Origin of the sequence: Amphritea atlantica, assembly GCF_900111095.1 — a bacterium.
Lineage (GTDB): Bacteria > Pseudomonadota > Gammaproteobacteria > Pseudomonadales > Balneatricaceae > Amphritea > Amphritea atlantica.
In genome coordinates this window covers 381244-408177 of record NZ_FOGB01000002.1, presented here as the reverse complement: position 1 = coordinate 408177, position 26934 = coordinate 381244, and the positions used below count along the sequence as shown (strand labels likewise).

Here is a 26934-nt window from a genome sequence, read left to right as displayed (position 1 = left end):
GCTCCCATTTATAGGAGTAATAACATGCTGACCGTAAACGAATACTTTGATGGTGCGGTAAAATCTATCGGCTTTGAAAATGCGGAAGGCAAAGTGACTTCCGGCGTTATGGCTGCGGGAGACTATGAGTTTGGCACCTCTGAAAACGAACTGATGAAAGTGGTCAGTGGTGAACTGGTTGTCAAACTGCCCGGCAGTGATGAATGGCAGGCATTCCCAACAGGCACCGAGTTCCGGGTTGCAGCCAATCAGACCTTCCAGCTACAGGTTGCCCAACCAACAGCTTACCTCTGTTTCTATAGCTGAATAGCGCTGTTAACCGCCTAAAACATGAATCCAAATCACTTATTATTTTTATTAATTGATCTGGATTCATCTTTAAGTGAATAAAAATCCACCAAATCCCCCCATCGGGGCCACCCCTTTTCCCCTTACACTGTGTTAACATAGCGCCCTTTCTTTTACCGGCTAATCCGGGGATGCCTGCCACACACAGGTACATCGCCACATTAAAAAGAGATCCATACCATGAGCCAAAATACCTCTCTGGAAAAAAGCAAGATCAAGATTCTGCTGCTGGAGGGCGTGCACCAGTCTGCACTGGATACCCTGAATGCGCACGGCTATACCAATATCGAGTACCTGACCGGCTCTCTGCCTGAAGATGAGCTGCTTGAGCGTGTCAAGGATGTGCACTTTATCGGCATTCGCTCCCGTACCCAACTGACCGAAGAAGTCTTTGAAGCGGCGGAAAAACTGGTCGCCGTCGGTTGTTTCTGTATCGGCACCAATCAGGTGGATCTGCGCGCAGCAACCATGCGTGGTGTTGCCGTTTTCAACGCACCTTACTCCAACACCCGTTCAGTAGCTGAACTGGTGATCGCAGAAGCCATTCTGCTGCTACGGGGCGTGGCAGAAAAAAATGCCAAGGCGCATCGCGGCGAATGGCAGAAATCAGCCAAGAGCTCCTATGAAATTCGCGGCAAGAAACTGGGTATCGTGGGTTACGGCAGCATCGGTTCACAGCTGAGTGTTATTGCCGAATCCCTGGGGATGCATGTCTTCTTCTACGATATCGTCACCAAGCTGCCTCTGGGGAACGCGACCCAGCTGGGGTCACTGAAAGAGCTGCTGAACACCTGCGATATCGTCACACTGCATGTTCCTGAGACTGCCTCAACTAAAGATATGATGGGGGCGGCACAGTTTGCAGAGATGAAACAGGACTCGATCTTTATCAACGCCGCCCGTGGTACTGTCGTCGTCATCGATGATCTGTGCAAAGCACTGGCTGAAAAACGTCTGCTGGGAGCGGCCATTGATGTGTTCCCGGTTGAACCACGCAGCAATGATGATGAGTTTATCTCGCCACTGCGCGAGTTCGACAATGTTATCCTGACCCCGCATGTTGGCGGATCAACGCTGGAAGCACAGGAAAATATTGGTTATGAAGTATCAGAGAAGCTGATCAAGTACAGCGATAATGGCTCCTCTATCAGCTCCGTCAACTTCCCTGAAGTGGCCCTGCCAGAGCATCCGGATGTTCACCGCCTGCTGCATGTTCATGAGAACATCCCTGGGGTGATGAGCTCAATCAACAGCATATTCTCTGAAAACAACATCAACATCGCCGGCCAGTACCTGCAGACCAATGAGAAAGTGGGTTATGTGGTTATCGATGTGAATGCTGATACCTCAGAAGTTGCCCTGGAAAAACTGAAACAGATTAAGGGTACTATCCGCTGCCGCCGACTGTTCTGAGTCAGCCTGGTATCCGCAAAGGCAGTCTGCTTAGCAGGCTGCCTTTTTTATTGGCTTCTTCAACTGTGTGAATTAAGTTTCTGCTCTATCAGATTAAACACCTGCAACCTGATAGCAGCCTCTTCATTCACCAGATGATGCCTGGCTTTCTGTAACAGCTTAATTTCCAGCCCCGGATAGAGACGTCCGATCACACCAAGGTTATGCCGCCACTCCACCGTTTCATCTTCCACCCCCTGAATACACAGGGGCTGAGTCTCCAGACTGCCGGACTGTTCCACCTCTTCAATCCAGCGCAGCATAGCGCCGATCCAGCGCACAGGAATGCGGTGATGCTGGAGCGGATCCTGATAACGAACAAAATCCAGAAACCGCTGATCCCCGGAGCTCGGACCATAACTTCTGGGCACTGAGCGCAACAGAAACCTCAACCAGCGATACTTACTGGCGATCTGTTCCCAGCCAAAGGGGCGCACCAGGGGCGCCAGAAACACCTGATGCTGAACTGGCCAGTCGCGATAACCAAACTGCAGTTGCTGCTCTATCAGTATTGCCGCGCCGGTACTCTGCCCCAGCACAGTCCAGGGAGGTGCGAGTCTATCCTGACGACTGTTCAACAGCTCGGTCAGCTGTCTGGCGTAGGTGGTGAAGCAGTCAATCGACAGTGGCGTCCCCTGGGAAAGCCCATGCCCCGGCAGATCATAGATGAGGACATCCCAGCCGATCTCCAGCAGATAGGAGATCAGATGACCATACAACCCACTGTGATCAAAATAGCCATGCAACACCACCACCGTTCCCCGGCTCTGCTCGCGGCAACAGTAATGCTGCACAAACAGGGTACACCCCAGCACCGTTTGCCGGGTGGCAAACAGCTTATGCCCGGCATGCAGAATCGGATGTAACTGATAACAGCTGAGATACTCCTCCAGCATCTCGCTGCTGCTGATACCATCCTCATGGTTATATACCGGAAGATTGTTGCGTAAGCATTTGGCATCTAACATCTGCATAATCAACTATTCCTTAAGTTCACCGTCAACAGGGGCGATCAAAAAAACCGGGGCTACCTTATAATTTAGGCCAGATTTGCAACTTATTCCTTGTGCACAGGTCATTGGCGTATATAGTAAACTGCATCACCTTAAGGCACGATCTATGCGACTGTTATCTATTTTTCTGCTGCTGTTCAGTCTTAACGGGCTGGCCGAATCGCCCGACCTCAATGCTGACCTGACACGCCTTCAGGGTCAGCTACAGCAGTTTGAAAAAGACCCTGAAAACCCTCTCAATACGATCTATCAGCAAACAGCGCAACATATTCAGGATATCATCAGCCAGCGACAACAGGCGAAAGATCTGCGGGTTGAGATTGAGGCGCAGCCTCAACAGCTGCAGCAAGCACGCAACCGCCCCCCTCAGCGCGGTACAGAGCTGCCTGAAACCCTGCCGCCAGCCACCGAGCTGCAACCTCTGCTGATCAAAACCAAAGCGGGCCTGATTGATCTGGAAAAGTATCAGGATGAACTGCAACAGACTATCCGCGATAGTGACAAGTTACTGCTGAGCAAACGGGAAAAACAATCCTCCCTGCAACAACAACTTAACAGCCCTCTTAGCTCAGCTCCAGCGATTCCACCGACAACCGAGCTGCAGAAAGCCAGAGAGCTGCTGCGTAGCTATCAGCAAATGGCCACCGAGTCGGCTCTGGAGGTTACCGAGCTTGAGATTCTCGCCCTGCCCGGCCGAACAGAGCTGGCATCACTGAATCTGAAAAGTCTGCAAAACCAGATTCAGGACTACAATGCCTGGATCAACAAAGCCGAAGAGCGCCTGCAGCAGCAAAGCCGGGCCTCGGCAGAAAAAACTCTGAGCCAGTTTGAATCGGCCGACACCGATAACAACCCGGTGTTGCAACAGGCACTTACCCGCAATAATGAAACAGCCGATATTATCCGTCAGGGACTCGCAGAAACCGAGCAGACAGCACAACGGCGTAAACAACTGGAACAGCAACTGCAGATTATTCGCCAGACCTACCAAGCGATCCAGTTGCAGCTGGAGTTGGGAATCGGCTATACCGGTTCAGAGATTCGCAAACATATTCAACAACTGCCAAAGCCCCTGAAATCGGACATCACCCGAACCCGGCTTAAAGAGCTGCGCCTCAACCAGTTGACCCTGAGTCAGCCCCCGGTGGAGACACAGACCACGGGGCTGACCGAAGCTCAAAAAACAAAGCTTTCTCAGCTGCATCAGAGCCTCAGCGAGCTGATCTCCGAACAGCGTTCACTGCAACAGAAACTGATCAGTGAACTGTCACAACTGTTGTTGATTCAGGAACAGTTTAACGCCCAGATAACCGCCAGCCGGGCGCTGTTTAATAAGCACCTGCTATGGCTGCCCAGCACTGAACCGGTCTCGACCGGATGGCCCACGCAGATTATTAACGGATTTATCGATCTGAGTGCTGAATTACCCGCCCTGCTGAAACCCTACCGGGCGCTGCTGATGGATAAAGTAACGCTGCCATCGGGGTTGTTTCTGATTGTGCTGCCCTTCGCGCTGTTCTGCCGGCGTTATCTGAACAAACGTCAGCCGCAATGGTGCAAACAGATCGGCAATGTCAGTCAGGACCATATCAGCCATACCCTGCGCCCTCTGCTGTATGGCCCATTAGCTACACTGCCCATCCCGCTGTTTCTCTATGTGTTAGGCAGAAAAATCGGCGGGGATGAGGCCGCGGTCAGAAACCTGCTCTATATGCTCGCCTCGATCAGTTGGCTATACCTGACCGTGATGCTTTGGTTACAGCAGCCTCACGGCTTACTGCAGGGGCAGTTCAGCCTGCCGGAGCACACCACCGCGACACTGCGAAAACGACTGAGCTGGCTCTTCTGGATCAACACACCACTGATCGCCTTCCTGATGATGCTGGACCTGAGTACCAATGAGACCGTTATTGCAGGCCCGACCCGCTTAATCCTGTTATTGATTACCATCGGTTTTACCCTGTTCTGGGTCAGCCTGTGGCGCGCGACCCCGCATGCACAGCACACAGCGGATGGTAAACTGTGGCACAATATCAGCGTCTGGATCGGTGCGGTCATCGCCTTTAATGTCGCGATGGCAGGGATGATTCTCTGGGGCTATATACTCTCGGCGGGCATTCTGATCGGCCTGATGTTCCTGCTGGTATGTATCGCTATTCTGGCCTACCTGATCTTTCATCTGGGACGACGCTGGTTACTGATCGAAGAGCGCAAGCTGCTGTTCGCCCAAACCCTGGCCCGTCGGGCGGAAATACTGTCTGCCCGGGAGGAGCAGAAAGAGACACCGCCACCACTGAAGGAGAATTTCGTAGATCTGCAAACCATATCTGAGCAGGGTAATATGCTGCTCAAAACCGTCACTGCACTGATCTTTCTCACCCTGGCATGGTTTACTCTCGGCTGGACCCTGCCAGCCCTGGAAGCGCTGGACTCGGTGACACTCTGGAGCACCGGCAGCAGCGACAGCGGCGTGCTGAGTTTTATCACTCTGAAGCAGATTATTTTTGCCCTGGCCGCCCTGACAGTGACCTTTATCGCTGCGCGCAACCTGCCCGGTCTGTTTGAGTTGCTGGTTCTGAACTATCTGCCACTGGCACCTGGCACCAGCTTTGCCATCTCGACACTGCTGAAATACTGTCTCTACATTACCGGTCTGATCAGTTTTCTCAACTTTCTCGGCCTCGAATGGGGCAAACTGCAGTGGCTGGTTGCCGCGCTGGGTGTGGGGCTGGGGTTTGGCCTGCAGGAGATCGTCGCCAATTTCGTTTCAGGCCTGATTATCCTGTTTGAGAAGCCCGTCCGTATCGGCGACACCGTCACCATTGGCGGTGTGACAGGCAATGTTACCCGTATACAGATCCGCGCCACTACCATTACTGACTGGGATCGCAAAGAGGTGATTATTCCCAATAAAACCTTTATCACCGATCAGTTGATAAACTGGTCCCTGACCGACGCCATCACCCGGATCGTGATCCCCGTCGGGGTCGCCTATGGTTCAGATACCCCGTTGGTAACCAAGCTATTGCTACAGGCTGCCGCGGAAAATAAACATGTTCTTACTGAACCGGCGCCGCTGGCCTTTTTCCTGGCATTCGGCAACAGTACACTGGACTTTGAACTGCGCGCCCATATCAGCTCTATGGATATCCGCAACCAGACGGTGCATGAGCTACACAGCACCATTGACCGGCTATTCCGGGAGCACAATATCGAGATTGCGTTTCCGCAGATGGACCTGCATCTGCGCAGCAATGATACCGGGCAGCCCCCGGGTGAAGATGATGACGACTGAACACCTATATACAGGAATACCGGAAGAGGAGATGGATCATGAGTGAACCGCCAAAGCGGAAATTATTGCACCAGTGCCAGTTGGCGGTGCGCTGGGGCGATATGGACGCCTACGGTCACGTCAATAATGCGCTCTACATGCGCTATCTGGAAGAGGCCCGGGTGCAGTTTCTCGCCAGTATCGGCGCAACGATGAACGGTAACGGCACCGACCCGGTGATTATCAATGTTGGCTGCACCTTCCTCAGACCGGTGAGCTATCCGGCCACCATCATCGTAAAAAGTTTTGTTGGCGAGATTGGCCGCAGCAGCTTTATGGTCTGGTATGAACTGAGCACCACCGACAACCCCGATCAGCTCTGCAGCGAAGGCTACTCCAAGGTGGTGTGGATGGATCATAACACTGGGCGCTCCGTAGCTCTGCCCGATATCATCCGTGAAAATATTTCTTAAATCGTAAAAAATATATCTTAAATCGTAAAAAGGAGCTTAACGCGTATGAATGAAGTTGCAGAAACGCAAAAGGATAATGGCAGCAACGCTAAAATTGTGTATATCCTCTACCTGATCAGTATTGTGATCGGTGTCACCGGAATCGTGGGACTGGTGATGGCCTATGTCTATAAAGCGGATGCCCCGGACTGGCTGAAGACTCACTATCAGTGGCAGATCCGCACCTTCTGGATAGGATTCCTGTATGCCTTTATCGGTGCGATTACCACGTTTATTCTGATCGGCTATCTGATTCTGTTATTCACTGTCCTCTGGTTTATCATCCGTTGTATCAAAGGGCTGAGCGCCGTTGAAAAAAGGCAGCCCCTGCCAGAACCGGGCAACTGGTTGTTCTGACCAAACAGTCAGGGTAACGCCGCATTAAAGCTGCCATCTGGCAGCTTTTTGCCAGATGAAAACCGCCCCCTGACCGCCCATCGCCACCTTTCCACAATGTGAAATGAATACCTGCCTCAAAGGGGGTATATGCTTCATACTTTAGCAGTGCTCAGGGGCGACAGGGTTTGCAAATTGCGATATTGTTGCAACGCACAAGCCACAATAGCGGTAGCGCTGATAGGAGCCACTGCGATTGCGGCATACAAAATAGACCTGGTCCGGTTGCCTCGCACCGGATTCGGGACGATTACAATGAGGCAGTAAATTATGAGTCAACGGATACAAACGGGCGGCCTGCAGGTTGCTGAAGCGCTGTACAACTTTGTCAACCAACAGGTCATTCCAGGCACCGGTGTAACTGAAGAGCAGTTCTGGTCAAGTCTGGACGCGATTGTTCACGATCTTGCACCGAAAAACCGCACTCTGCTGGCAAAGCGTGATGCCATTCAGGAGCAGATCGACAGCTGGCATCGCGACAACCGGGCTAACGGTTTTGATTTTAGCGCCTATAAGTCATTCCTTCAGAAGATCGGCTACCTGTTGCCAGAAGGCGAAGACTTCTCTGCCACCACCAGCAATGTTGACCCGGAAATGGCCACCATGGCTGGCCCGCAGCTGGTGGTACCGGTGATGAACGCCCGTTTCGCCCTGAACGCTGCCAATGCCCGCTGGGGTAGCCTCTACGATGCCCTCTATGGCACCGATGCGATCTCAGAAGCGGATGGCGCAGAGATCTCTGGCAGTTATAACCCGGTTCGAGGGGCTAAAGTCATTGAATTTGCCCGTAACGTACTGAACGAAGCGGCACCGCTGGCAACTGGCTGCCATAAAGATTCTGTTCGCTACAGTATCCGTGATGGCAAGCTGGTGGTCACCCTGACCAACGGTGCTGAAACCGGTCTGCAGGATGAAGCGCAACTGATCGGTTACAACGGCGATGCCGAGGCACCCACCGCAATCCTGTTGAAACACAACGGCCTGCATCTGGACGTTAAAGTCGACCGCGACAGTCAGATCGGTTCCACCGATGCCGCCGGTATCAGCGATATCATCGTAGAAGCCGCACTAACTGCAATTATGGACTGCGAAGACTCCGTTGCCGCCGTCGATGCTGACGATAAAGTGGTTGCCTATAAAAACTGGCTGGGCCTGATGAAAGGCGACCTCACCGAAGAGGTGACCAAAAGCGGTAAAACTTTCACCCGTCGTATGAACCCTGACCGTACATATACCGGTGTGGATGGTTCTGCAGTCAGCCTCAAAGGCCGCAGTCTGATGTTTGTGCGTAACGTTGGCCACCTGATGACCAACAACGCTATTCTGGACAAAGATGGCAACGAGATTCCTGAGGGCATCCTCGATGGCATGGTCACCAGCCTGATCTCAATCCACGATGTTAAGGGTAACGGTCAGTTCAGCAACACCACCACCGGCTCCATGTATATCGTTAAGCCGAAGATGCACGGCCCTGAAGAGGTGGCTTTCGCCAATGAGCTGTTTGGTCGTATCGAAGATGCCCTGGGTCTGGACCGCTTTACCCTGAAAATGGGTATTATGGATGAAGAGCGCCGCACCACCGTTAACCTGAAAGAGTGTATCCGTGCAGCAAAAGACCGTGTGGTCTTTATCAACACAGGCTTCCTGGACCGTACCGGTGACGAGATCCACACCTCCATGGAAGCGGGCCCGATGATCCGCAAAGGCGAGATGAAAGCCGCCGCCTGGATCGGTGCCTATGAAGACTGGAACGTGGATAACGGTCTCGCTTGCGGCCTGCAGGGCCGTGCACAGATCGGTAAAGGTATGTGGGCGATTCCGGATCAGATGGCTAACATGCTGGATGCCAAGATCGGCCACCCACTGTCGGGCGCTAACACCGCCTGGGTGCCATCGCCAACGGCTGCCGCCCTGCACGCACTGCACTATCACAAAGTTGATGTATTCGCCCGTCAGGATGAACTGAAGAGCCGTCCACGGGCCAGTCTGGACGACATTCTCACCGTACCGGTGGCGAGCAATCCAGACTGGTCTGCTGAAGAGATTCAGAACGAGCTGGATAACAACGCACAGGGTATTCTGGGCTACGTGGTACGCTGGATCGATCAGGGTGTCGGCTGCTCTAAAGTGCCTGACATCAACGATGTCGGTCTGATGGAAGACCGCGCCACACTGCGGATCTCCAGCCAGCATATCGCTAACTGGTTGCACCACGGTATCTGCTCTGAAGCTCAGGTGATGGAAACCATGCAGCGGATGGCCGCCGTGGTTGACCAGCAGAATGCTGGCGATCCCCTGTACCGTCCGATGGCACCCAACTTCGACGACAGTGTCGCCTTCCAGGCCGCACTGGAACTGGTTATTCAGGGCCGTATCCAGCCAAACGGCTATACTGAGCCGGTGCTGCACCGCCGCCGTCTGGAAGCGAAGGCTAAGTTCGGGGTATAAGCTCGGGGTATAAGTTCAGAACATAAGCTTTAATCATTAAAAAACCGCGCCCAGCGCGGTTTTTTTGTCTCTCCGGATCAGTTTTATAAATAGGGCGAGATATTCGCCAGCATCCGCCTGACATACTCCGCTTTCTCCCCCACCGGGGCAACATAGTGAATCGCCTCTTCAGCAACTTTAATACCCTCCAGTCGTGCCAACACCCAGCAGGCAAGATACTGTGAAGCCAGACACCCCCCCGCACTGGCGACATTTCCCCGGGCAAAGAACGCCTGATTCAGCACCTCAGCACCGCTGTCCTGCACCCAGGGTTTAGTGGTCAGATCGGTGCACACCGGCAGATCCGTCAGCAGCCCCAACTCAGCCAGCATCAACGCCCCCGAGCACTGCGCGCCAATCAGCTGTCGTTCAGGGTCCAGGCTGAGCTGCGACATAATCGACCTGTCCGCCACGACGTCGCGGGTTTTCATGCCACTGCCCACCAACACCACATCCGCATGGTTAGCCTCACTAAGCGTAAGCTGCCGTTGCAGCACCACACCGTTCATCGACTCGACCCGCTCAGTCGGGCTGGCAATTGAGACCCGCCAGTCCGGGCGTTTCACCCGGTTGAGAATCCCCAGGGCGATCAGTGAATCCAGTTCGTTAAAGCCGTCAAATGTCAGAATCGCAATATGCATAGCAGCTCTCCTCATTAGCTCTCTTCATTAGCTCTTACAATTAGCACTTAAAAGTAGTCAGTTGCGTTGCCGCATTGTATGACCTAAATTCATGACAATAAAAAAATTGTCATGGATACAACTGAAGATGCCCCGCGCACGCTATAAACAACTGGTCGACCGGTTTGCCGACGAGATCCGTTCGGGCAGGCTGCCGCCTGGCACCCAGCTACCCACCCACCGGCAGCTGGCGGCCCGGGAAGGTCTGGCACTGGTGACCGCCTCCCGGGTCTATGCTGAACTGGAGCGAATAGGGCTGGTTAGCGGCGAAACCGGCCGCGGAACCTTTGTCAGAGAAACCGCCCTGCCGCTGGGCCATGGCATCGACCAGCCCCCGACAACAGAGGGGATGATCGATCTTAACTTCAACTCACCATCCATCCCCGGTCAGACCGGCATGCTGCGTCAGGCACTGCGACAACTATCGATCTCCGGCGACCTGGAATCCCTGCTACACTATCAGCCCCATGCCGGTCGTCTGCATGAAAGAGCGATCGTCGCACAACACCTCAAACACCGTGGATTATCGATACCCCCTGAGCAGCTGCTGATTGTCAGCGGTGCCCAGCACGGGCTGGCAACCACCGTGATGTCACTTCTCAATCCCGGCGATGTGGTTGCCGTCGATGCGCTCACCTACTCAGGCTTTAAAATACTCGCGGAGGTACATCGACTCGAGCTGGTCGCAATACCGGTCACCGCCACAGGCCCCGACCTGACAGCCCTGGAAGCACTCTGCAAACATCGGCCGATCCGCGCGGTGTATAGCATGCCCACACTTCACAACCCCCTGGGCTGGGTGATGAATAGCGAGCAGCGACAGCAACTGATCACCATTGCCCGCCAGCATAACCTGCTGATTATCGAAGATGCCGCCTACGCATTTCTTGCCGATAACCCACCGCCGCCGCTGGCCGCCCTCGCACCGGAGTTGACCGTTTACGTCTCAGGGCTATCAAAGAGTGTGGCCACCGGTTTTCGTATCGGCTTTATTGCCGCCCCTGAACGATGGATTCCAACGCTAGAGCGAACTATCCGCGCCACCACCTGGAATACCCCCAGTCTGATGACGGCTATCAGTTGTGGCTGGATAGAGGATGGCACTGTTGCCCGACTTGAAGCGGAGAAGCGCGGGGATGCACAGGCCCGTCAGACAATCGCCAGAGAGGTATTAAAAGGCTTCTCTGTTATCAGCCACCCCTCATCTTATTTTGTCTGGTTAACCCTGCCAGAGGAGGTGCGGGCTGATCAGGTAGCGATGACACTCATGACATCAAACATCTCCGTTTCGACCGCAGAACCGTTCGCCGTGACTGACCATCTTCCCCATGCGATCCGGCTGGCACTGGGATCGGTGGCGATCGACTCGCTTAAAGAGGCGCTCACGCAGGTGAGACAGGCGATTGAAAGGTTCGCCTATTAAGATCACAGTGAACCAACTGAGCGCTTCAATACGTATCTTTTAGTACTTATTCCGTTGGCCTGAGAGACCTCACCGATTACACTGAACCTATGGCCCATTCGACAGCAAGCGCCCTCAGCGACTTTATCCAGCAGCATCCCCGGTTATTTATTCTCACCGGCGCAGGCTGCAGCACCCAGTCCGGGATACCCGATTACCGGGACCATAACGGTCAGTGGAAACGCCAGCCCCCGGTGCAACACCGCGACTTCATGACCAGCCATGCCACCCGGCAACGATTCTGGGCGCGCAGCCTGATCGGCTGGCCACTGATGGCCAATGCCCGTCCCAATGCCGTGCATCAGAGTCTGCAACGGCTAGAAGAGAAGGGCTATTGCCGCCAACTGGTCACTCAGAATGTCGACCGGCTGCATCAGTTGGCCGGTCAGCAACGGGTGATCGACCTGCACGGCCGCTCTGACCAGGTGATCTGTATGGACTGTCACACACTGCATCAACGTAACCACGTGCATCAGTTGATGGCCGAAGCAAACCCAGCGTTCAGAGAGTATACCGCGACCGCTGCACCGGACGGCGATGCCGATCTGGATGGCATCGACTTCAGCCGCTTCAGGGTGACCGACTGCCCCGATTGTGGCGGCATGTTAAAGCCCAATGTGGTCTTCTTCGGCGATAATGTACCGAAAGAGCGGGTTTTCTCAGCCCTCGACAGTTTACAGCGGTCTGATGCCCTGCTCGTGATCGGTTCATCACTGATGGTGTATTCCGGATTTCGCTTTTGTAAGCAGGCGGTTCAGCAGAACATTCCGATTGCGGCGATCACCCACGGCAAAACCCGCGCCGATGACCTACTCAGCCTGAAACTGGATGGCGATATCAGCGGTTTCCTGCAGCCTGGCATCCACGCACTGCCCAGCTTAACCGCTGACTGAATCGTCCTGCGGCCTCACTTCAGGGCAGCGATTAAGCACTATTTCAGGTATACTGGCGGCCAATTTAACTCTTATCCCGAGTACACCGTGTCTGATACCGCTTTCGCCTCCCTGAACCTTCCTCCCGCTATGCTCAGCAACCTGGCTGACCTTGGCTACCACGAGATGACGCCGATCCAGGCGGGCAGTCTGCCCCATGCACTGGCCGGTAAAGATCTGATCGCCAAAGCCAAAACCGGTAGCGGTAAAACCGCCGCCTTTGCCATCGGCTTACTGTTACAGATCAATCAGCGGGATTTCGGTACTCAGGCACTGGTACTCTGCCCCACCCGGGAGCTCAGCACCCAGGTAGCCCAGGAGATCCGCCGTCTGGCGCGGTTTAAAGACAACATCAAACTGGTCATCCTCTGCGGTGGACAGTCCGTCGGGCCGCAGATCGGTTCACTGGAGCATGGCGCACACATCGTGGTAGGCACCCCCGGCCGGATTCAGGATCTGATTCGCAAAGGCAAGCTGGACCTGTCCCGCTGCAACACCGTGGTGCTGGATGAAGCCGACCGCATGCTGGATATGGGCTTCTACGAGCAGATCGAAGGGGTGATCAGAAACACACCGAAAAAGCGCCAGACCCTGCTGTTTTCCGCCACCTATCCCGAAGGGATTAAAAAACTCAGCGCCGATCTGCAGGTTGACCCGGTCGAGGTCACCGTGGAAGCGGTGCACAGCACCAGTCAGATAGAACAATCGTTCTATGCCCTGGAACAGACCAAAAAGCCGGAAGCGCTGGCGCGGATACTCAGCCACTTCAGCCCGGAATCCACCGTAATTTTTTGCAACACCAAAGATCAGTGTCGTGAAGTGTCCGATCACCTGCGCAATCTGGGCTACTTTGCCGCCGCCCTGCACGGTGATCTGGAACAGCGCGACCGGGATCAGGTGCTGGTGCAGTTCGCCAACCGCAGCAACACTATCCTGATCGCCACCGATGTTGCCGCCCGCGGCCTGGATATCAGCGACCTGACCATGGTGATCAACTACGACCTACCCCGTGATCCGGAGATCTACGTTCACCGTATCGGACGTACCGGCCGTGCAGGCAAAGATGGCACCGCCATCAGTCTCTACCGCGACTCCGAAACCTATAAGCTGGAAACCATCAGCGAATACCTGTCGCAGACCCTGGAGACCAAATCCCTCAGCAGCCTGAAAAAAGCCCGCAACGAGGAGCCGGTTAAACCGGTGATGCGAACTCTCTGCATCGCCGGCGGTCGAAAAGATAAGATACGCCCAGGCGACATCCTTGGTGCCCTCACCGGCGAAGCGGGTATCGACGGCAGCGCGGTCGGCAAGATCGATATCTATGACTATGCTGCCTATGTAGCCGTGAAGCGGGAAGAAGCCCGCAAAGCCCACAGCCGCTTAGTCGACGGCAAGATCAAAGGGCGCCGCTTTAAAGTCAGAATGTTATAAAAAAGTTTTACTGTGTGAGCAAAGGTATTTTAATATGGCTGTAGCATCGGCCCGGCATATTCTGGTAAAGACCAAAGCGGAGGCCGAAAAGCTGAAGCAACAACTGGAGAAAGGGGAGGACTTTGCCCGTCTGGCAAAAAGACACTCTCTGTGTAACTCTGCCAAACGGGGTGGTGATCTGGGTGAGTTCCGGCCCGGCACCATGGTGAAAGCGTTCGACGATGTGGTTTTCCGTAAGAAAGTATTGGAGATCCACGGACCGGTGAAAACGAAGTTTGGTTTTCATCTTATTCAGACCCTCTATCGCACCTAGGCTAACGCCGCGATACACGTCGCCAACTTACGGAGGTAGTTCCTATGAAACCGGCCAAAAAACAGAAACAACACCCCAAGTTTATCGAAGCGATGCAGAAACTCTCTGCCATGAATGAAGATGAACGCCTCTCCGACGAGAACAAAGACCTGTTTGACCAGGCGATCGCCTACGCGCCGCTGGAAGCGCAGCCTGCGTTGATGGCGATACAGCGGAAGTATGAGGAGCTTCACTAAAGGCTAAGAAGAGGCTAGACGTCGCTTCGCGACTTGCTAGTGGTTAGTCGCTAGAAAAAGCTTAAAGATCAAAAGATTAAAGAGAGCTGGGAAGCTCTCTTTTTTTGTTTGTGAATATGGGATCGGTTAAAATGGCTTCACGACTCAGGGCAACTGTCGGTGAATTGTACTTATAATAAGTGAGCTGAAGGAAAGGCTATCCAAGGGCAGCTGAGTGAAATTAATTTCTAACTAAAACTACTTCATCATACTCAGAACGGAGAGTTTCGTAATGCGCTCTTTGCAACAAACGATCCCCATCCAACTCAATAATATGGGAATCTTGCTTGTATGTGTATAGAGCCTCGTTATCCATGGCACATAGAATGACTTGATATCCGCCTGGGACGTTATCCCTTATTACATCAAGTACACTTTTATATCTGTGCTCTGCTTGTTCCTGCTGATTAGGAGTATCAATAACAAACGGGGCTAGTTCACAATGCGCTGCATGCTCAATTTGACGTAGTATTGCCAATTGGTATGCTAAAGTTCCACGAGTTCCTTCAGCTGCGCCACCACCAAGAATCTTTTTATAATCAACAGGAGACTTAACTCCGTTGAGATTTACACCTTTGGCCGATAAAGTTTCGATATTTTCTGTAAGATTACCCATGAACATCTCATTAAGTTCATCTTTATCTTTCTTTTTAAGAAGCTTTCTTTGATCTGCTTTGAGTTTCTTTTGTTGATCTTGGGCTTCTTTAGATTGCAATTGATAGCCTTCTTTAGTTTGAGCTACGCTGTAGTTCACTTTATTTTGAGATACAACGTGAAGTGCCTGCTCAAAAGCAGCCTGCTCATCAGTCGCTACGTCATCGTATTGAGATAGATACTTATCGTTTATTCTATCAATTTCAGATGATACGAGGCTAAGCTCATCTATAAGTTCCCCTTGTTGTTCGTATTTCTCATTCAGCATTGCTCTAATATTGCTTGCCTGCTGCTCAAGTGCTTCTCTATCAGCAAGAAGCCCAGCTCTACTAAGGAGTGAGTTATCATGTTCAACACCACATAAAGGACACTCTAATGAATTAGATGGGACGTTTTCTACAGCAAATCTATAGTCCTCATCTAGCTCTTTTGCCGAAGCTATCGCAATATGGCACTGCTGTTCTAAGTCATGGATTTCATTAGCTAATATAGATTGTTGCTCATACAGTTTAAACTGTTGATGTGAGAACACTTGAAGTTCTTGCTTAATCTCTGATTGAATTGATTCAAGCTCCTCCAGAGTGATCGCAATAGTTTGTGCTGGCGCAATCTCTTCAAGAACTTCAATTGCAGCAGTAATACGGTTAACTTGATGATTGGCAGCATTCTGCTTAGCTTTTTGTTCGAAAATCTCTTCTTCGATTTCAAAGTGATTAGGGGATAGGTAACCGCAAAAGTATTTAATAAGGTTTCTTCGAAAATTACTGTATTGAGCAAGGTTTTCAAAACCATTCCAAGGCTCATCCCAGCTTCTCTTCTGATCAATATAGAAAGGTAAAAAGTAAAAAGCTGGAGGAGGACAATCTAGACCATTTTGTCTGTTCGCCAAAAGTAGGTCGAAGCCCGTAACTTTTGCAAAGGCTTGTGCAAACTCCCCTGTAACCCTTGAATACTTATCCAAAAGTGAGTCTGACTTACCAAAATAAATGATGTCTTGATAGCGACTAACGATGTAGTCGACCTCATTAATCTTAAAGTAGAGAATCGCCTTCACATCATTTGATTTCCATTCTTGGTCAAATTGGGGATCGCAACCAATAGCCCAAAATAAGCTTTTAACAAGTGTAGATTTACCAATACTATTGTCTTTTCCGGTAACGAGATTGAATCTCTTCGGAAACGAGAACTGATTCCCCAGTTTTTTCGAATCGGACAAGAGAACTAGACGTTGAAAATGCAAGCCTTTCATTTTTGTGCTTCCTAAGATTCCTAATCAAGAGTTTGTAATTATTTTTCATTACTCAACCTTCAATAAGCAGTAGATAACTTCCATCAAAAGTGCATTTTGATCTTTAACTTTTCTTAGTAGCCCTTCCCTAATAGCCTGTTGCTCTAAGGCATCCACATAAGCGTTATCATTGGAAAAATCGTCTTCATTGATTTTGTCATGAGATGCCCTAAATGAATTAGTGATATCAATATCTAAGGCACTCATGAAACCTGCTCTTCGAAGGGCTAGTAATGATAGCTCTCGTTTAAAAGAACGTTTCCTCTTAGATTTCCAACACAGATCATTTGCCAAATCATCAAAGTCATTTTTGATGTCATCAACGCATGGGTGTCTTGAATGCTGCGTAATAACTTGATGTAAACTTGTCGAAGTCAAAGATTTTTTCTCGATGAGCCTAGCCCAGTCTTTGTAGTCATACTCCAAACGACCAATTCGGCCCATTTCATCAATAACCGCGCGGTAGATTGCAACTGCATTGCAAAGAGCTCCTGGGAAGAGCTTGTCTACAAGCCTTGCAAAATTTGATAGAACATAGTCTTCTTGATTTCGAAGTTGTATTTCAGGAACGATGAACTGCAAATGCCCTGGCAATATATCGATACCTAACTCTTTATGAATGCTTTGTGTCATAGTCGCTAGATCTTCTTCAGCAATATCACCCATTTTAATTACATCCAGCTTTAACCCCTTATCTAAAGCTAAGCTAAAGCCGCTAGATGAAACTAAACCAATCGTTGTAATGCGTTCCTCATATTGGTTGTGAATGCAAGAACTAAGTAATTTACCTAGAACTGAGCTTTTCAGTGCCTTTACAGTACCTTTTTTTCGCTTAATTAATGAATCTGCAGTAAATTTGGCTGCCTGATTTTTCACCTGATAGAACTCAAATTTCGCTTTATCAGCCTCCAAAGCATCTGCGATCACAACATTCTCATGGTGCTCAATGAGAATAGCGTACTCTTTCTGCTGCTCATGTTTTTTAATTATCTCGCACAAAGCCCAATGGAATTGAAAATTATACTTTCCAAAGGTGCTAGCCCCAGCGGACTCACGCTGAGCTACTGCAAGTGGGTTATCTAACATGTCACCGACTTCCAACTAAAAGATCAAAGAGTCAAAGCCCTTTTTGATCACTACAAAATAAATGCAATCAAAGTAAATATCATTCTGACGTCATTCACTTCGTATCTTTGATAACAAGAGAAAAGCCTAAAAACAGCTACTACATTCTCGTCCACTGAAAATGAGCGGGCTCATTGGTCAGTTTGTATAGTGGAACTACACATATCCATTCACTGAGTGTGCCTGAAAGAGAAAGTGGGGGCAATTGCTTAATGATAGGTGCTAAAGAGAGCCAATAGCCCTCATCTTTTTGCTTTTACGCTTTTTCTAACGACTAGCGAGTCGCGAAGCAACGGTCTAGCAAGGGCGAAGCCCGTCTAGCGAGCAACGCGCTCTTCGTTGCGTTCTAAAGAGGCAACGGGGTCAGGTCTTGTATTTTGCAGGTAAATAGACCAAACCCAGAATCTGGCACTGACCTATTCCCTTTCTATGCAGCCGGGCATTACTGACTGTGAATAGACTACTGCGGTAATGAAACAGGTCTCAAAAATATCAAAGCCTAATCGGCGCAAGATGCACCTCCTACAACAAAGAAAGAGCGCCAACGGCCCCCTTCTTTTTGTTTTTACGCTTTTTCTAACGACTAGCGAGTCGCGAAGCGACGGTCTAGCAAGGGCGAAGCCCGTCTAGCGAGCAACGCGCTCTTCGTTGCGTTCTAACAACTGCCTTTAAACATTAGGCCCAATTTCGAGCTGGCTGCCATCCGAGAACCGGGAAAACCGAAAGCGCGACAAATCATGCTGACTCTCTTGTTTATTGACGATCTGAGAGACGATTCTGCCGAAGGCGGGGCCTATGCCAAACCCATGCCCGCTCATGCCGGTTGCGACGATAAGGCCTTCCAGATCGGGGACTCTGTCGACAATGGGGACGATATCGGGCATCGCATCGATCATGCCCGCCCAGGCATCCAGTATGGGAGGGATGCCGATCTGTGGGAACCGCTCTGCGAAACGCTGTTGCATCACTTTCACCTTACCTTTGGCGGGGGCGGGATCGAGAACGCGGGTGAGTTCGAAGGGGGTGATCTCATCAGCGCTCCAGTGGCGTTGTACCCGCCAGGCATCCGGGGAGTTAGCGATTTCGTTTATCCAGGGTCGGATCTCATGATAGTTTTGCAGTCCCGTTCTGAGCCACTTAGGTAATAAACGAAACGAATCCGGGCCAATAAAATGATCATGGGAATCGGTGAGCGCGAGGGTGTAACCGCCATCATTGCGGCGGCGCACTGCCAGTTTTTTATCCGCAAAACTGGCGGTGGTGATACTTTGCAGCGGGGCGGTTCGGGCAACGGAGGCGCGTACCGATAGCTGAGGGATATTGATACCGTGACGGCGCAGAAACAGGGATGACCAGGCACCTCCGGCGACGACTACCTGCGATGTTCTGATGCGGCCTGCCTCAGTGATCACCCCGACAATCTGGCCCGCTTCGATATCCAGTGTACGCACGGCGCAATTTTCCCGGATAAGAACCCCTTCGCTGTGGGCCAGTTCTGCCACGGCAGGCACCGCTTGCCATGGCTCGGCGCAGGCATCACTGGCGGTATAGGTCGCGCCGACCCAGGTATTTTTTGCCCGAGGGTCCTGTTGAATATGTTGTTTTAGCTGGGTGCTGGACAGTGCCACGGTATCGACGCCATGGGCTGCGGCAATACTCAGCCACGCTTCCCGTTGCGCCTGCGCCGCTTCGGTTTGTGACAGATACATCACCCCGACCCGCTTAAACCCGGTACGACCTTTAACCTCTTTATCAAAAGCCTCCCATAGCAGGGAAGCTTCCATCATAATCGGCAGCTCTGCGGCATCACGACCATGTTGTCTGATCCAGCCCCAGTTGCGTGACGACTGCTCTCCGGCAATACGGCCTTTTTCGATCACCATCACACTCAGCCCCGAACGCACAATATTCAGGGCAGAGAAAATACCGATAACGCCGCCACCAATCACCACCACATCAACCTCATCAGGGAGCGGGTCATTAAACGCAACAGGCGTGTTCAGGGTGATCATCATAAGAGCCTTAAGATTAGCCTAGCGTTATAAGTGAGCTTCAAACCTTCGAACCCACAGTGGGGCGAGACGTTGAAATGAGCCAGTCGCCAAGAGACGTTTAAAATCAATGAGATCTGAGCAGTTGGCTCAGATCTCCATTAACCTGAGTGTGCCTGAAACATAAACCCGGTTCAATTACTCAAAAAGAGAGAGGTTCCGCTGGCAATCTATAGTCATGTTCGCGTCTCCCACAAAAAAGAGAGCCACCCGCTCTCTTTCTTTTTGTTCTTATGCTTTTTCTAACAACTAGCTAGTCGCGAAGCGACGGTCTAGCAAGGGCGAAGCCCGTCTAGCGAGCAACGCGCTCTTCGTTGCGTTCTCAACCCAAGCGAGAAAAGAACTAATTTATCCCAGCAACCGCTCAGATCCATTTATCGTGCAAAGTTAGTCGCCGCGCTTTCCGTTGCGGTCTGATCTTAGCTGCTTCAGCACTTCATCAGCATCCGCGCTCAGGGGCAGCTTCGCAATCGCCTGTATGTCCTGGCGGGTATACCCCATATCGTCCAGCATATGATCATCATAACGAAGCAGGTCCAGTAATACCTGACGGCGACGATAAGCATCATACCAACCCTTCAATGCCTGGATGAGCCGGTGCTGCTGACGCCATGAACGCGCCTTTTCCTGTCTGGACGGAGTCACAGTGGTCGACGATGTTTGAATCAAAAGATCACAACTGGACATAGCGGAATCTCCTCACCGTTCACTTCACGGTGTTAGTGGTTAACAAAAGATGATCAGGGTGCGACCTGTTACTGAATGATGATTTTTGTACATTGTTTAATCAAACTAAAAATACTAAACTCAAGATTCAGAAAATCTTAACGGTGTAGTTATGTCTCTGTTTGCAAATACCCCTCCCTTACTGGAATTCGACCTGCTTCGCTCGTTTGTGGCCATTGCCGAAAGTGGAAGTTTTACCCGCGCGGCCGAGCAGGTATTTCGCTCTCCGGCTGCCGTCAGCATGCAGATCAAGCGCCTTGAGGAAACCCTGGGGAAGAGTTTATTTCTTCGCGAGGCAAGACAGGTTCGCTTAACCTCTGAAGGCGAGGTATTACTCAGCTATAGTCGTCGGTTACTCAGGCTGAATGAGGAGGCGGTCAGCCAGTTTATGGCCCCCAGCATCGAAGGAACCATCTGCTTTGGCTCTCCGGAAGATCTGGCAACCGGGGTATTACCGAAGGTGATGGCACAGTTCGCACGCTCTCACCCCGCCGTCGCCGTCAACGTCATCGCCGGTAGCAGTACAGAGCTGTTGTCACTGTTGGACGCAGGCGAGCTGGATATGGCGCTGTTAACCGCAGGCAATGTCGGTCAGGACCCGACTCGCGGAGAGGTGGTGTTTACTGAACCGCTCGTCTGGGCTAACCGTAGCGGCGGTCTGGCGGTAGAAAGTCATCCTCTGCCACTGGCGGTTGCCAGTCGGGGCTGCTGCTGGCGCACCATGGCTCTCGAGGCATTAGACAAGCAGGGAATTGAGTACCGTATCGCCTATACCTGCGATCAGAGCTCAGGCATGCAAGCCGCGATGGAGGCCGATCTGGCGATCGCACCAATACCGCAAAGTCATATGAGAGCCCCTTTTGTGAAGGTCGATGATAGATGGGGCCTGCCTGAACTGGGTGAGTATCAGTTACTCTTCGAACACCGCAAGGAATTAGGCCCTGCGGGAAATGCCTTAGCCCGCTATATCGTCGATGCCTGGAAAACACCACGCTAAGCTGGATAGCGATTTTTCCAGCCACTAGCAAGCGGCGAAGCCGCGTCTAGCCAGTCGCGCAGCGACGATCTGGCAAGCAACACGCTCTTCGTTGCGGTCTTACACTTTTTTCCCCTTCCGCGCATCCCGCACCAGAAAAGAGCGTCCCTGACCCCGTTTCAGCTCGAACAGGTCGACCGCTTTAAACAGGCTGCTGAGATTTTTATAACCATAGTTGCGGCAATCGAATGATGTGCGGTTGGAGATATTGGCCCCCACCGGGCCTAATGCGGCCCAGCCATCCTCATCTTCCGTAGCTTCAATCGCCTGACGCAACAGGTTGATCAGTTTGGTATCGGATTTGATATTTTTAGGTTTAGCACTGCTGGCGTTTTCGACCGCTTCCGGCTGGTCAAGAAAGAGGAATTTTGAACAGGCATTAACAAAGGGCGATGGCGTCTTCCGCTCACCAAACCCCAACACCATTTTGCCTTCCGCCAGCGCCCGGGTAACCATCGGGGTAAAATCACAGTCGGAAGAGATAAAGCACATCACATCGATATCTTTGGTATACATAACATCCATCGCATCGATGACCAGCGCGATATCAGAGGCATTTTTACCCTTGGTTAAATCATACTGCTGCACCGGTTGAATAGCGTACTCATGCAGCAACTCCTCCCAGGATTTAAGGGTGGGCGACTTCCAGTTGCCGTAAGCTTTACGGATAGTCACCACACCATACTTTGCCACTTCACTCAGAACATCGACAAACTTGCTGGCGGGTGCGTTATCCGCATCGATAAACAGGGCAATCTTTTGCTTTATTTCGCTCATGTTAAAACCGCATCTCTGAATTGACTTAACAACGTATCCCCGCAACACAATCGCTAGCGTGTCCCTAAAAAAAAGAGCGTATCCGCTCTCTTTTCTTTATGCCTTTTCTAGCGAGGGCGAAGCCCGTCTAGCCAGTCGCGAAGCGACGTCTAGCAACGGCTTTGAACGCGATGCGACGATCTGGCAAGCAACGCGCTCTTCGTTGCGCTCTGCTTTATGCTCTATTTCCTCGGCGCATAAGCAAAGACGTCAGAATGGATCTGATCTTCCTGAAGCCCCTTAGCCTCGCAAGCGTCAACCAGCGCATAGACCATCGCCGGTGAGCCGCTGGTGAAGATCTCTGCATTATCGAAGTTGTCGAAGTCAGCCACCACCGCAGCCGGTAACAGGGCGGTACGACCACCCCAGCCGGGGCTGTTTCCGGGTTCACTGACCACCAGATGGACATGTACATTGGTGTGTTCGTGGGCCCATTGCAGCGGTAGTTTTTCCAGATAGAAATCCGCTTCGACCCGGGCACCCCAGTAGATATGGATCGGATTTTTTACCTGATTGGCCAGCAGGTGTTCAGCAATCGCTTTGATCTGGGCAAAGCCGGTGCTGGCTGCTGCCAGGATGATCGTGGTATCGGGTTTTAGCGATGCCGCTTCCAGATAGCACTCGCCCTTGGGCAATTCAATCTCGACACTGGGGTTATTTTGCAGGTGCTCCATAATGGCAACCGACAGCTCACCCTCCGGCATCCGCCGGATATGCAGTTCGATATCGCTGCTGAAGTCCGGCGCACTGCCGATTGAGAAGGCAGCGCGGCGCTGATCCGGTAAAATTATTTCCAGATACTGACCCGCATGGAACTCAACCGCATGCCGACCGGTGACCGGCAGATGCAGTCGCACCCGGTAGACATCATGGCTTAACGGTTCAACGGCGGCGATATCACAAACCAGTTTTTTCACGCGTAACTCTCCAGGGCGTAGCAGCCCATCAATGTTCACCCTGATATCGCTGCGCGGTACAGCGGTACAGGCAAATATCTGTGCGGGTTTATCACCCTCACTTAATTGTAGTTCCAGCTCAGGATAACGCTGCCGGATACTACCCACTATCAGGGTTGCTTTACAAATTTCACACACGCCGTTGCGACAGCTGAAACGCATGCTGTAACCTGCGTTTCGCAGACTGTCAAAGATCGACACTCCGGCTTCAGCCTCAACAACATATTGATCATTAACGGTTATCTGGTAAGACTTAGTCACTCTTGATGCCTAACTGATCCCAGATATCATCGACCCGTTGTTTTACCTCGGGCGACATCACAATTGGTTCACCCCACTCCCGGGTGGTTTCACCGGGCCACTTATTAGTGGCATCCATACCCATCTTTGACCCCAGCCCAGAGACCGGTGAGGCGAAGTCCAGATAGTCGATCGGGGTATTGTCGATCAGCGTGGTATCCCGGATCGGATCCATCCGGGTGGTGATCGCCCAGATCACATCGTTCCAGTCCCGGGCGTTGATATCATCATCACAGACAATGACAAACTTGGTGTACATAAACTGCCGCAGGAAGGACCAGACCCCCAGCATCACCCGCTTGGCATGACCGGGATACTGCTTCTTCATGGTGACCACCGCCATACGGTAGGAGCAGCCTTCCGGTGGCAGGTAGAAATCGGTAATTTCCGGAAACTGTTTCTGCAGAATCGGCACAAACACTTCGTTCAGCGCGACCCCCAGCACCGCGGGCTCATCCGGTGGACGGCCGGTATAGGTGCTGTGATAAATAGGATCGGGCCGGTGGGTAATACGTTCAACGGTAAACACCGGAAAACTATCGACCTCGTTGTAATAACCGGTATGGTCGCCAAACGGACCTTCATCGGCCATCTCTTCGGGATCGATATAACCTTCAAGAATAAACTCGGCACTCGCGGGCACCTGCAGGTCACTGCCTATGCACTGAGTCACTTCGGTTTTACCACCGCGTAATAAGCCAGCAAAGGCATATTCCGACAGCGTATCGGGCACCGGTGTGACAGCCCCCAGAATAGTGGCAGGATCGGCCCCCAGCGCCACCGCAACGGGGAACTTTTCACCCGGATGCAGCTCTTTCCACTCACGGAAGTCCAGCGCTCCACCGCGGTGTGCCAGCCAGCGCATAATCAGTTTGTTTTTGCCGATCACCTGTTGCCGGTAGATGCCCAGATTCTGACGCGACTTATTCGGCCCGCGGGTGATCACCAGCGGCCAGGTCACCAGCGGCCCGGCATCACCGGGCCAGCAGCGCTGTACCGGTATTTTACCCAGGTCAACATCATCGCCCTCGATCACATAGGTCTGGCAGGCGGCGTTGCGAACCTTTTTCGGCCCCATATTCAGCACCTGCTTAAAGATCGGCAGCTTCTCCCAGGCGTCTTTCATCCCTTTGGGTGGCTCAGGTTCTTTCAGCATCGCCAACAGTTTGCCCACTTCACGCAGACTGGCGACATCCTCCTGCCCCATCCCCAGAGCAACCCGCCGTGGAGTACCAAACAGGTTTGCCAGTACCGGATAATCATAGCCCCTGGGGTTTTCAAACAGCAGTGCCGGACCACCCGCCCGAAGGGTGCGGTCACAGATCTCGGTCATCTCCAGATTGGGATCGACTTCGACACTGATTCGCACCAGTTCTCCTTGTTTTTCAAGGCTGTGGATAAAGTCTCGCAGGTCTTTGTATTTCAGGTTTGACATAGTATTCAGCAATAAAAAAGGGCAAGCGCTAAGCTTACCCTTTCAGAACAGAGATATGAATCAGGAACGACGCATCGAGAGGAAGAATTCGTCGTTGGTCTTGAAGTCTTTCAGCTTATCCAGCACAAACTCGATCGCCGCAGAGTCTTCCATCGGGTCCAGCAGCTTGCGCAGAATCCACATCCGCTGCAGCTCTTCCTCGGTGGTCAGCAGGTCTTCCCGACGGGTGCCTGAACGGCGGATGTTGAAGGCAGGGTAAACCCGCTTCTCAGCCACTTTACGGTCCAGATGCACCTCAGAGTTACCGGTACCTTTAAACTCTTCAAAGATAACCTCATCCATCTTCGAACCGGTATCAACCAGCGCGGTCGCGATGATGGTCAGGCTGCCGCCCTCTTCGATATTACGCGCCGCACCAAAGAAACGCTTAGGACGTTCCAGTGCGTGGGCATCCACACCACCGGTCAGTACTTTACCGGATGATGGGATCACAGTGTTGTAGGCACGGGCCAGACGGGTGATAGAGTCGAGCAGGATAACCACATCCTGTTTGTGCTCGGTCAGACGCTTGGCCTTCTCCAGCACCATCTCGGCAACCTGCACGTGACGTGACGGCGGCTCATCGAATGTCGAGGCAACCACTTCACCGCGCACGGTGCGCTGCATCTCGGTCACTTCCTCAGGACGCTCATCGATCAGCAGTACAATCAGGTGCACTTCAGGGTTGTTGCGTTTAATGGAGTTGGCAATATTCTGCAGCATCAGGGTCTTACCCGCCTTCGGCGGCGATACCAGCAAGGCCCGCTGGCCTTTACCCATCGGGCAAACCAGGTCGATTACCCGGGCAGTCAGATCTTCTGTACTGCCGTTACCCAGCTCCATCTTCAACCGTTCCTGCGCAAACAGCGGCGTCAGGTTTTCAAACAGAATTTTGTTCTTGGCATTTTCCGGCTTATCAAAGTTGATCTGATCAACTTTCAGCAGCGCAAAATAACGCTCGCTGTCTTTGGGCGGACGAATTTTGCCGGAGATCGTATCGCCGGTGCGCAGATTAAAGCGCCGGATCTGGCTCGGTGATACATAGATATCATCAGGGCCTGCAAGGTATGATCCTTCCGCCGATCGCAGAAAGCCGAAGCCATCCTGCAAAATTTCCAACACGCCGTCGCCATAGATATCTTCACCACCCTTAGCATGACGCTTAAGAATTGCAAAAATAACATCTTGTTTACGGGAACGGCCCAGATTATCCAGTCCCATCTCTTTTGCTATATCTAGCAGTTCAGGAACGCTTTTCTTTTTAAGTTCGGTTAGATTCATAGGTTTTTGTGTAGTGTTGGAAGACAGGAATGTGCCTTGAGCGGAATAGCATAACTATTCAGGTCAGATTGAATTGATAAAGTGAAATCAGAGTTCTAAACCAGAGTAATAATCCAGAGTTCTGGAAGCAATAGAGTTCTGGAAGAGAATCCGGTGTTTGGAGATCACACTATAATGCGTTGGTTAAAAAGAGTCCAGTAAATCAGGGAGCAAACCATGATCCCGGTCACTCCCTGCGTTTTTTACAGGCCAGAGGCCCACATTCAGCGTCTAAATGCTCTCTTCAATGAAGGTTGCCAGCTGCGACTTGGACAGCGCACCCACTTTAGTCGCTTCAACGTTGCCATCTTTAAACAGCATCAGTGTCGGAATACCACGAATACCAAATTTTGGCGGCGTTTCGTTATTCTCGTCGATATTCAGCTTACAAACTTTCAGCTTGCCAGCGTAATCTTTGGCGATCTCTTCCAGTACGGGTGCAATCATTTTGCATGGACCACACCACTCGGCCCAGTAATCAACCAGTACCGGACCGTCAGCTTTTAAAACATCATCTTCAAAGGAAGCATCGGTCACGTTAACAATATTTTCACTCATAAAAAGCCTCTGCAGTGAGATTCACTAAATATTAATAGTTACCGATCATACCATT

General features: G+C 51.8%; 23 protein-coding genes. 12 read left to right on the top strand and 11 right to left on the bottom strand.

From position 1 onward, the window contains the following. The first annotated feature begins 24 nt into the window (after positions 1–24). Positions 25–306 (top strand): pyrimidine/purine nucleoside phosphorylase, encoded by a 282-nt coding sequence (gene ppnP, locus BMY09_RS05165; protein WP_175483444.1) that lies wholly within the window; start codon positions 25–27, stop codon positions 304–306. Between the two features lie 222 nt (positions 307–528). Further along, positions 529–1761: a phosphoglycerate dehydrogenase gene (gene serA, locus BMY09_RS05160; protein WP_091354872.1), complete on the top strand. Its 1233-nt coding sequence runs from the start codon at positions 529–531 to the stop codon at positions 1759–1761. Positions 1762–1820: 59 nt separating this feature from the next. Here the strand turns inward: serA and BMY09_RS05155 are convergent, their stop codons facing one another. Continuing rightward, entirely contained in the window at positions 1821–2774 is a 954-nt protein-coding gene (locus BMY09_RS05155) for an alpha/beta hydrolase (protein ID WP_091354870.1), read from the bottom strand. 145 nt (positions 2775–2919) lie between these two features. Here BMY09_RS05155 and BMY09_RS05150 point away from each other — a divergent pair, with 145 nt between their 5' ends. The 4 genes from BMY09_RS05150 to BMY09_RS05135 all read left to right on the top strand — a co-directional run bounded on the left by BMY09_RS05150 (position 2920) and on the right by BMY09_RS05135 (position 9443). Continuing rightward, entirely contained in the window at positions 2920–6108 is a 3189-nt protein-coding gene (locus BMY09_RS05150) for a mechanosensitive ion channel domain-containing protein (protein ID WP_091354867.1), read from the top strand. 38 nt (positions 6109–6146) lie between these two features. After that, positions 6147–6560 carry an acyl-CoA thioesterase gene (locus BMY09_RS05145; protein ID WP_091354865.1) on the top strand — a complete coding sequence of 138 codons (414 nt, stop codon included), beginning with the start codon at positions 6147–6149 and terminating at the stop codon, positions 6558–6560. Between the two features lie 45 nt (positions 6561–6605). Continuing rightward, positions 6606–6956: a DUF4870 family protein gene (locus BMY09_RS05140; protein ID WP_091354862.1), complete on the top strand. Its 351-nt coding sequence runs from the start codon at positions 6606–6608 to the stop codon at positions 6954–6956. Between the two features lie 309 nt (positions 6957–7265). Further along, positions 7266–9443, top strand: a complete 2178-nt coding sequence (locus BMY09_RS05135) for a malate synthase G (RefSeq protein WP_091354859.1) — start codon at positions 7266–7268, stop codon at positions 9441–9443. 83 nt (positions 9444–9526) lie between these two features. On the opposite strand, the gene BMY09_RS05130 is transcribed toward BMY09_RS05135, so the two are convergent. Continuing rightward, on the bottom strand, positions 9527–10123 hold the full coding sequence (locus BMY09_RS05130) for a DJ-1/PfpI family protein (protein ID WP_091354857.1): 597 nt from the start codon (positions 10121–10123) through the stop codon (positions 9527–9529). Positions 10124–10250: 127 nt separating this feature from the next. On the opposite strand from BMY09_RS05130, the gene BMY09_RS05125 reads away from it, so the two are divergent. From BMY09_RS05125 to BMY09_RS05105, 5 genes are all read left to right on the top strand, one after another. After that, complete coding sequence (locus BMY09_RS05125) at positions 10251–11585, top strand: aminotransferase-like domain-containing protein (RefSeq protein ID WP_091354855.1); 1335 nt, start codon at positions 10251–10253, stop codon at positions 11583–11585. A gap of 89 nt (positions 11586–11674) precedes the next feature. Next, positions 11675–12517 carry an NAD-dependent protein deacetylase gene (locus BMY09_RS05120; protein ID WP_091354853.1) on the top strand — a complete coding sequence of 281 codons (843 nt, stop codon included), beginning with the start codon at positions 11675–11677 and terminating at the stop codon, positions 12515–12517. An 87-nt stretch (positions 12518–12604) separates the two neighbouring features. Next, entirely contained in the window at positions 12605–13987 is a 1383-nt protein-coding gene (gene dbpA / locus BMY09_RS05115) for an ATP-dependent RNA helicase DbpA (protein WP_091354851.1), read from the top strand. A 34-nt stretch (positions 13988–14021) separates the two neighbouring features. Beyond that, positions 14022–14300: a peptidylprolyl isomerase gene (locus tag BMY09_RS05110; protein WP_091354849.1), complete on the top strand. Its 279-nt coding sequence runs from the start codon at positions 14022–14024 to the stop codon at positions 14298–14300. 44 nt (positions 14301–14344) lie between these two features. Beyond that, positions 14345–14536 (top strand): hypothetical protein, encoded by a 192-nt coding sequence (locus tag BMY09_RS05105; protein ID WP_091354847.1) that lies wholly within the window; start codon positions 14345–14347, stop codon positions 14534–14536. 220 nt (positions 14537–14756) lie between these two features. Here the strand turns inward: BMY09_RS05105 and BMY09_RS05100 are convergent, their stop codons facing one another. The 4 genes from BMY09_RS05100 to BMY09_RS05085 all read right to left on the bottom strand — a co-directional run bounded on the left by BMY09_RS05100 (position 14757) and on the right by BMY09_RS05085 (position 20380). Beyond that, positions 14757–16478, bottom strand: coding sequence for a hypothetical protein (locus BMY09_RS05100; RefSeq protein WP_091354844.1), 1722 nt, complete (start codon positions 16476–16478; stop codon positions 14757–14759). A gap of 48 nt (positions 16479–16526) precedes the next feature. Beyond that, the gene (locus tag BMY09_RS05095) at positions 16527–17603 is read right to left on the bottom strand and encodes a DUF4297 domain-containing protein (RefSeq protein ID WP_091354843.1); all 1077 of its coding nucleotides are present in this window, start codon (positions 17601–17603) and stop codon (positions 16527–16529) included. Between the two features lie 707 nt (positions 17604–18310). Continuing rightward, on the bottom strand, positions 18311–19654 hold the full coding sequence (locus BMY09_RS05090; protein WP_245756504.1) for an NAD(P)/FAD-dependent oxidoreductase: 1344 nt from the start codon (positions 19652–19654) through the stop codon (positions 18311–18313). Positions 19655–20080: 426 nt separating this feature from the next. Beyond that, positions 20081–20380, bottom strand: a complete 300-nt coding sequence (locus tag BMY09_RS05085; protein WP_091354840.1) for a DUF1127 domain-containing protein — start codon at positions 20378–20380, stop codon at positions 20081–20083. Positions 20381–20531: 151 nt separating this feature from the next. Here BMY09_RS05085 and BMY09_RS05080 point away from each other — a divergent pair, with 151 nt between their 5' ends. Further along, positions 20532–21416, top strand: a complete 885-nt coding sequence (locus tag BMY09_RS05080; protein WP_091354837.1) for a LysR substrate-binding domain-containing protein — start codon at positions 20532–20534, stop codon at positions 21414–21416. 99 nt (positions 21417–21515) lie between these two features. Here BMY09_RS05080 and BMY09_RS05075 read toward each other — a convergent pair whose 3' ends face one another. The 5 genes from BMY09_RS05075 to trxA all read right to left on the bottom strand — a co-directional run bounded on the left by BMY09_RS05075 (position 21516) and on the right by trxA (position 26879). Beyond that, positions 21516–22232, bottom strand: coding sequence for an NYN domain-containing protein (locus BMY09_RS05075; RefSeq protein ID WP_091354835.1), 717 nt, complete (start codon positions 22230–22232; stop codon positions 21516–21518). A 221-nt stretch (positions 22233–22453) separates the two neighbouring features. Next, entirely contained in the window at positions 22454–23488 is a 1035-nt protein-coding gene (locus tag BMY09_RS05070) for an FAD-binding oxidoreductase (RefSeq protein WP_091354833.1), read from the bottom strand. Further along, positions 23481–24962, bottom strand: coding sequence for a 4-hydroxy-3-polyprenylbenzoate decarboxylase (gene ubiD / locus BMY09_RS05065; RefSeq protein ID WP_091354832.1), 1482 nt, complete (start codon positions 24960–24962; stop codon positions 23481–23483). The genes BMY09_RS05070 and ubiD overlap by 8 nt, the downstream gene beginning before the upstream one ends. A 60-nt stretch (positions 24963–25022) precedes the next feature. Further along, the gene (gene rho, locus BMY09_RS05060) at positions 25023–26282 is read right to left on the bottom strand and encodes a transcription termination factor Rho (RefSeq protein ID WP_091354829.1); all 1260 of its coding nucleotides are present in this window, start codon (positions 26280–26282) and stop codon (positions 25023–25025) included. Between the two features lie 270 nt (positions 26283–26552). After that, positions 26553–26879 carry a thioredoxin TrxA gene (gene trxA, locus BMY09_RS05055; protein WP_091354828.1) on the bottom strand — a complete coding sequence of 109 codons (327 nt, stop codon included), beginning with the start codon at positions 26877–26879 and terminating at the stop codon, positions 26553–26555. Positions 26880–26934: the final 55 nt, after the last annotated feature.